We start from the raw sequence: 6,000 nt of genomic DNA, 5'->3' as shown, positions 1-6,000 counted from the left end.
TGACTTTTAATCAATTGGTCGCAGGTTCGAATCCTGCACGACCCACCAATGTAGAAAGGCGCCCTAAAGGCGCCTTTTTGCTATCTGCAGTTTGTCTACTTCCGCCTTCCAGTACACTTTCATCGCTTCATCAATACTTATTGTGTATCGATGTAACTCCCTGCCAGATATGGCAGTTTTGCTCAAGCTAATCCCGTTAGTGCCGATACCTCTGTTTTATAACGCGAGGAAAAAGTATGACGACCATTCAGGCTTCAACCCAACAGATTCAAACCAGCGGCGCGAGTGGAACTTCCAGCAGTAACGATATCGCTACGCAAATCACCCGCATTCTCGACAAGATCAAAAAGCTGACTCAGCAGTTAAAAGAGCTGGCGAACAGCACCGGCAGCGCTGATGAGAAGAAGAAGCAGCAGGAACTTATTCAGACCCAGATCAAAGTGCTTCAGGCGCAGCTCGCCTCACTGCAGCGCCAGCAGGCAGAAGAGGCCCAAAAGAAGCAGGATCAAAAGCTGGGCAAAGTGGAAGGTGTGAATAACCCTTCAGACAATAATCAGATTGATATCTACATCTAATCTTCTGATGCGTTAAACAGTGGGTCGCGTATGCGGGCTTCGGTTAATCGTTGTGCCTGGATACGCACCACTTCCCAGATAGCCTGCGCCGCCCCCGAGAGTGAGCGATTTTTTCTCCGCACCAGCATCAGCTTTCGCTCAACAACGGGCGCTAATCGCCTGACGGCCAGCCGGCTTCCCTGCGGCAGGGGAAGCGCCAGGGCGGGCAACACGCTGATGCCAATGCCGGCTTCCACCATGGGAAACAGCGTCGCCGGGTGACCAATCTCCTGCACGATCGTTGCTTTTACGCCCTGATTCACCAGCGCGGAATCAATCAGCGGACGACTGCCCGAGGCATAATCCTGTAAAACCAGGTTCGCGCCCGTCAGACACTGCCAGCTGACTTCCGGCAACGTGGCCAGCGGGTCGTCGTCACGGCAGAGCAGCAAGAATGGCTCGGAAAGTACGCTTTCACACGCCAGATCGCTCGCCTGGCCGGGATCGATCACAATACCAAAATCCACATCGCCCTGGCGGATGCTCTCCAGCACCCACTGCTGCGGCCTGTCATGCAGGACAAAATCAATATCCGGATAGCGGTGGCTTCCCTCGGCAATACACTGCGGGATAAGGTGCGCAGAGATTGTCTGGCTGGCCGCGACGCGCACGGTCCCCGAAAGCTGCTGCCCCAGCCTCCCCACGTCTCTGAGCGTGCTGTTCAGCTCATCCAGCAGCCGTTCAAGGCGCAGGGCCAGCTGCTGCCCCGCTTCGGTCAGCACTACTTCGCGCGTGGTGCGATCAAGCAACTTCACCCCGGTCTGATTCTCCAGCTCTTTCACGCTGTGGCTGACCGCCGACTGGCTCAGGCCAATCTTCTCGCCTGCCCGGCTAAAGCTGCGGGCGTGAGCGACGGTGACGAAAATACGAAGCTGACGTAAGGAATAATTCATCTGTTTCATTCATGAATGGATGCAATAAATCAATTTTATTTCTCAAATAGAAAAAAGCACAATAGCGACATCTGATTTCAGGAGTCATTATGAAACTATTTCGTATTCTTGATCCGTTCACGCTTACCCTGGTGGTTACCGTTTTACTGGCCTCGTTTTTCCCCGCCCGCGGGGGCTTCGTCCCGTTTTTTGAAGGGCTGACGACGGCCGCCATCGCGCTGCTGTTCTTTATGCACGGTGCAAAACTCTCCCGCGAAGCCATTATTGCCGGCGGTAGCCACTGGCGGCTGCATCTCTGGGTGATGTGTAGCACGTTCATTCTGTTCCCAATCCTCGGAGTGCTGTTTGCCTGGTGGGCGCCGGTTAACGTCGACCCGGCGCTCTACACCGGTTTCCTGTATCTCTGTATTCTGCCGGCTACCGTGCAGTCCGCCATTGCCTTTACCTCTCTCGCCGGAGGGAACGTTGCGGCCGCGGTCTGCTCGGCATCGGCATCCAGCCTGCTTGGGATTTTCGTTTCCCCGCTGCTGGTGGGCCTGCTGATGAACATGCACGGCGCGGAAGGCAATCTCGAGCAGGTTGGAAAAATTTGCCTGCAGCTGCTGCTGCCGTTTGTCCTGGGACATTTATCCCGTCCATGGACCGGGGCGTTCGTGGCAAAGCACAAGAAATGGATCTCAAAAACCGACCAGTCGTCGATTCTGCTGGTGGTCTATTCCGCCTTCAGTGAAGCGGTCGTTAACGGGATCTGGCATAAGGTAGGCGCAGGCTCGCTGCTGTTTATCGTGGTGGTCAGCCTCGTCCTGCTGGCGATTGTGATTGCGGTAAACGTCTTTGTGGCACGCAGGTGCGGCTTCAGCAAAGCGGATGAAATCACCATTGTCTTCTGCGGTTCGAAGAAAAGCCTGGCTAACGGTATCCCGATGGCCAATATTCTGTTCCCGACCTCGGTGATTGGGATGATGGTGCTGCCGTTGATGATTTTCCACCAGATCCAGCTGATGGTCTGCGCGGTGCTGGCGCGTCGCTACAAGCGCCAGACTGAAAAGCTGGCGCAGAAAGAGACCCGCGCCGCGAAGGCTTAAGGACGTTTCAGGGGCTGAACCAGCTGGGTCAGCCCCTCGGTTTTGATCAGTAACGTGATAGCCATCAGCTCGCCCAGTCGCCCTGCCGGGAATTCATCCTTGCGGGCAAACCACAGCAGATACTCCTCCGGCAAATCAATCAGCCTGCGGCCCTTGTATTTACCGAACGGCATCTCCGTATTGGCAATCTCAACGAGCTGTTCTTTCTCCACGTTACTCTCCTAACAGACGCATCATTTCCGCTTCGTCGATAACTTCAATGCCGAGCTCCTGGGCTTTCGCCAGCTTCGAGCCCGCCGCTTCCCCGGCGATCACCAGGTCGGTTTTCTTCGACACGCTGCCCGCCACTTTGGCCCCCAGCGCCACCAGGCGCGCTTTCGCATCGTCGCGTGAAAGCTGGCTCAGGCTGCCAGTCAGGACTACCGTTTTACCGGCGAACGGGCTGTCGATCTCTTCGGCGTTAACCACTACCGGCGCGGGCCACTTAATGCCCTCTTCCAGCAGCTTGCCGATAACTTCACGGTTGCTCTCTTCGGCGAAGAAGTTAAAGACGTGCGTGGCGACCACAATGCCAACGTCAGGGACTTTCTGCAGCTCGTCGATGCGAGCCTTTTCCAGCGCCTCCAGCGTACCAAAGTACGCCGCCAGACCCGCCGCCGTCGCCTCACCCACTTCACGAATGCCCAGCGCATACAGGAAGCGGGCAAAGGTCGTCTCTTTTGCGGCTTCCAGCGCGTTAACCACATTCTGGGCAGACTTTGGTCCCATGCGGTCGAGACCGGTCAGTTTACCTGCCGTCAACCTGAAGAGGTCCGCTGGCGTGTGGACATACTCTTTCTCGACCAGCTGATCGATAATCTTGTCGCCCATGCCGTCGACGTCCATCGCCCGACGGGAGACGAAGTGCTTCAGCGACTCTTTACGCTGCGCACCACAGATTAAGCCTCCCGTACAGCGCGCCACCGCTTCGCCTTCCACACGCTCAACGTCGGAGCCGCACACCGGGCAGTGGGTCGGGAAGACGATCTCGCGCGTATCGGCAGGACGTTCTGACTCCACAACGTTAACCACCTGCGGGATAACGTCGCCCGCGCGGCGAATCACCACTTTGTCACCAATGCGCAGGCCGAGGCGTTCGATTTCATCGGCGTTATGCAACGTGGCATTACTCACCAGCACGCCCGCCACCTGCACGGGCTCCAGACGGGCGACCGGGGTAATCGCCCCCGTACGGCCAACCTGGAACTCCACGTCGCGAACGAAGGTCATCTGCTCCTGAGCAGGGAATTTAAACGCCACCGCCCAGCGCGGAGCGCGCGCCACAAAGCCCAGCTGCTCCTGCAGCGCCAGTGAATTCACCTTGATGACGACGCCATCAATATCAAAACCGAGCGTCGGGCGGTCCTCTTCCACCTTGTGGTAGAACGCCAGCACCGCTTCCGGCGAGTCGCAAAGCTGAACGCGGTTGCTCACCGGCAGACCCCACGCTTTAAACTGCAGCAGACGTCCGAGGTGCGTATCCGGCAGCTCGCCGCCCTCCAGAATACCGACGCCGTAGCAGAAGAAAGTAAGCGGTCGCTTCGCGGTGATACGTGGATCAAGCTGGCGCAGAGAGCCTGCCGCCGCATTACGCGGGTTAGCAAACACCTTTCCGCCGGTGCGACGCGCCTCTTCGTTAATTTTCTCGAAGCCCGCCTGGGGCAGGAACACCTCGCCGCGCACTTCCAGACGTGCGGGAATGTTGTCACCCTGCAGCTTCAGCGGGATCGCGCGGATGGTACGCACGTTGGTGGTGATGTCTTCGCCCGTTGTACCGTCGCCACGCGTTGCGGCACGCACCAGCACGCCGTTTTCGTAGAGAAGACTGACCGCCAGGCCATCCAGCTTGAGCTCGCAGCACCAGGTGAGGGAGTCGCTGCTTTTAAGGCGATCCTGCACGCGTTTGTTAAACGCGAGGAAGCTCTCTTCATCGAAGACGTTATCCAGCGACAGCATCGGCACCTCATGGCGCACCTGGCTGAAAGCGCCCAGCGGCTCAGCGCCGACGCGCTGGGTGGGGGAATCCGGCGTGATGAGCTCTGGATGCTGCGCCTCTAACTCGCGCAGCTCGCGCATCAGGCGGTCATATTCCGCATCCGGGACTTCCGGCGCGTCCATAACATGATAGAGGTATTCATGATGGCGAAGCGTGGTTCGCAGTTCAGTGAGTTGTTGTTCGATTGAGTCCATATCGCACCATCAATGAGAAAAAACCCCCGACAGGCGGGGGTTGAGGAGGAGTTGAAGTAAACGCGACGATTACGCGTTAGCTTCCTTAACTTCGCGGATGCGGTCCTGATACTCGCGCAGCTTCTGCGGGGTCATCATTCGACGCTGATCGTCAAGCACCACGCCACCGACTTCGTCAGCGATGTGCTGAGCGGACTGCAGCATCAGCTTAAAGTTTTGCAGTTCGTCGCCGTAAGAAGGCACCTGCATAAAGATAGTGACGCCCGGGGTCACGAAATCACCGGTCATTTCCGGATCAAAGGTACCAGGGTTAACCATGTTGGCCAGGCTGAACAGCGCCGGGCCGCTACCGTCAGGGCTCAGGTGGCGATGGAAAATGTTCATATCGCCAAACTTGAATCCTGCCTGTTGAATACTGTTGAGCAGCACGTCACCGTTGAGATGGCTGCCGTGATGCGCGGCCACGTTCATGATGATCACCGCTTCTTTACGCTGTGGTTTTTCAACAACCGGCTCTGGCTCTACAACGGGCTCAGGCTCAACGTGCGGGGCCGGAGCAGGCTGAGGCGCAGGCTGTACGTGAACAGGCTGCTGCGGTTGTTGTACCGGCTGAGCAGGCTGTTGCTGCACGGGCTGCTGCACCGGCTGCTGTTGAACCGGCTGTGGCGCAGCAGGCTGCTGATAAACAGGCTGTTGCGGCGGCTGGCGCACCGGTTCTTCCACAGGCTGCGGCGCTGGCTGGCGCGGCTGTGCAGAAGCATACGGCGGTTGATACTGGTGCTGCGAAGGACGAGGCGCTTCATGCTCCCCATGGCCTGCGCCGGGCGCAGTATTGACCCGATGAACACGAACTTCACCCACGCCGTCGTCATCGCTGCCGTCGATGTCATCTTCACTGTCATCGTCGTCACGACTGGACTTCATGCGCTTCAGTGGGCGATCGCGGAACATCGAGGAACGCTCTTTACGGCTGGTCCAGAAACCATGTACCAGTAAAGCGATTATGGCGATCGCGCCAACAATGATTAATATCAGACGCAAATCCTGCATCATTATATTCTCTGTTGTTCTAACACCTTGCCACCACGGCAAACATTTACTCACTAAGAGTATTTGCCGTTTACGTCAAGTGCAAGTGTGTGCAGAGCATTCACAGCATAAAGATGAAGGAAATCGTGC

6 protein-coding genes are annotated in these 6,000 nt (G+C 57.3%); 2 read left to right on the top strand and 4 right to left on the bottom strand.

All coding sequences use genetic code 11. From position 1 onward, the window contains the following. Window positions 1–236: 236 nt before the first annotated feature. Window positions 237–575, top strand: coding sequence for a FlxA-like family protein (locus ADJ24_RS20830; protein WP_023308723.1), 339 nt, complete (start codon window positions 237–239; stop codon window positions 573–575). Here ADJ24_RS20830 and ADJ24_RS20825 read toward each other — a convergent pair. After that, window positions 572–1,507 (bottom strand): LysR family transcriptional regulator, encoded by a 936-nt coding sequence (locus tag ADJ24_RS20825; RefSeq protein ID WP_032668258.1) that lies wholly within the window; start codon window positions 1,505–1,507, stop codon window positions 572–574. The two genes, ADJ24_RS20830 and ADJ24_RS20825, sit on opposite strands and share 4 nt — an antisense overlap. 89 nt (window positions 1,508–1,596) lie before the next feature. Here ADJ24_RS20825 and ADJ24_RS20820 point away from each other — a divergent pair, with 89 nt between their 5' ends. Further along, the gene (locus ADJ24_RS20820) at window positions 1,597–2,592 is read left to right on the top strand and encodes a bile acid:sodium symporter family protein (protein WP_023308725.1); all 996 of its coding nucleotides are present in this window, start codon (window positions 1,597–1,599) and stop codon (window positions 2,590–2,592) included. Here the strand turns inward: ADJ24_RS20820 and ADJ24_RS20815 are convergent. The 3 genes from ADJ24_RS20815 to zipA all read right to left on the bottom strand — a co-directional run bounded on the left by ADJ24_RS20815 (window position 2,589) and on the right by zipA (window position 5,874). Next, the gene (locus ADJ24_RS20815; protein WP_003861328.1) at window positions 2,589–2,804 is read right to left on the bottom strand and encodes a DUF3820 family protein; all 216 of its coding nucleotides are present in this window, start codon (window positions 2,802–2,804) and stop codon (window positions 2,589–2,591) included. The two genes, ADJ24_RS20820 and ADJ24_RS20815, sit on opposite strands and share 4 nt — an antisense overlap. A gap of 1 nt (window position 2,805) precedes the next feature. Beyond that, window positions 2,806–4,821, bottom strand: a complete 2,016-nt coding sequence (gene ligA / locus ADJ24_RS20810; protein ID WP_032667905.1) for an NAD-dependent DNA ligase LigA — start codon at window positions 4,819–4,821, stop codon at window positions 2,806–2,808. 69 nt (window positions 4,822–4,890) lie between these two features. Beyond that, a complete protein-coding gene (gene zipA / locus ADJ24_RS20805) occupies window positions 4,891–5,874 on the bottom strand; it encodes a cell division protein ZipA (protein WP_023308727.1) in 984 nt (327 codons plus the stop codon). Window positions 5,875–6,000 lie beyond the last annotated feature (126 nt).

Source organism: Enterobacter sp. 940_PEND, assembly GCF_001059415.1.
Taxonomy (GTDB): domain Bacteria; phylum Pseudomonadota; class Gammaproteobacteria; order Enterobacterales; family Enterobacteriaceae; genus Enterobacter; species Enterobacter cloacae_M.
The sequence above is the reverse complement of the archived record's forward strand: the minus strand, read 5'-3'. Positions and strand labels throughout refer to the sequence as shown.